The 1,040-nt window shown below is 34.9% G+C and carries 2 protein-coding genes; one reads left to right on the plus strand and one right to left on the minus strand.

Annotated elements, in window-relative coordinates:
* Positions 1-477: recombinase family protein (locus BB045_RS09850; RefSeq protein WP_075140726.1), on the plus strand; the 477-nt coding region annotated here is incomplete at its 5' end.
* Between the two features lie 191 nt (positions 478-668).
* Here the strand turns inward: BB045_RS09850 and BB045_RS09855 are convergent.
* Positions 669-890, minus strand: a complete 222-nt coding sequence (locus BB045_RS09855) for a hypothetical protein (protein ID WP_029441601.1) — start codon at positions 888-890, stop codon at positions 669-671.
* Between the last annotated feature and the right edge of the window lie 150 nt (positions 891-1,040).

Below are 1,040 nucleotides of genomic sequence, written 5' to 3' on the forward strand. Positions count from 1 at the left end.
GAAAAGTACAGTGGAGCTAATAGTGATCGGGAAGAATTGCAAAAGGCATTAGAGTATATGAGAGAAGGGGATAAATTTGTTGTTTGTAAAATAGATCGTTTAGCTAGATCGATATTTGATTTGCATAAGATTGTAAATCAATTAGCTGATCGAGGAATAGCGGTAGTATTTCTTAAAGAACAAATTGATTTCTCTACACCAGCAGGTAAATTGATGTTTACTATGTTAGGGGCTATTGCTGAGTTTGAAAGGGATTTAATTAACGAAAGAACAGCTGAAGGAAGAGAAAGAGCCAAAGCAATGGGGAAACATATGGGGCGTAAGGGGCAGGATGAAAAACAGGTGAAGCAGGCTATGAACTTATTCTTTAATAGGAAAGAGAATGGTTTGAGTGTAAATGATATTTCAAAAATGACGGGAGTTCCGCGTTCTACTATTTATGCTAAAGCGAAAGAATTAAAAGAGGAGGAATTATGATGGAGGAATACGAACAGCTACGGCAGGAATTTTGAAATATAAGTAACCAGTTAAAGTAGCGAATCCGCTGCTTTTTTATTTTATAAAAAAAGAACCTGCAAACCTGCAGATTCTCCTGATAATGATTTATGAAGTAAGACCCGAAAATATAATACAATGATTCGAAAATGAGTTCAAGAGTGTTTGGTGATTTAAGCCACTCTATAATCTTTGTTTTTAAGCTTTTTTCTAGTATCCATGAATCCTATAATCATTATCGCCATGCATATTAACTTAAGCCAACGAACCTCCTGGTGGTACATTAGCCCAGAAAAGAATTCATAGGCATATAACAAACCGACAATTGGAAATAGCCAAGTCATAAATTTCAAATCTTTTAGATGAAACTTATAATTATTAATCTTTTTCCACATATGTATCAACTCCTATTGTTATGAGGTTCTGTAGTTTTTCTTTGTGAAATCTCGCATGTTGAGGATAAAGAATAGAAGGAAGATAACAGCTCCGATGCCATTAATCAGTAGTATGTGCGCCCTGTTGTGAATCCGTTATAGGATTCATAG

Origin of the sequence: Staphylococcus sp. MB377, assembly GCF_001922505.1 — a bacterium.
Lineage (GTDB): Bacteria > Bacillota > Bacilli > Staphylococcales > Staphylococcaceae > Staphylococcus > Staphylococcus haemolyticus.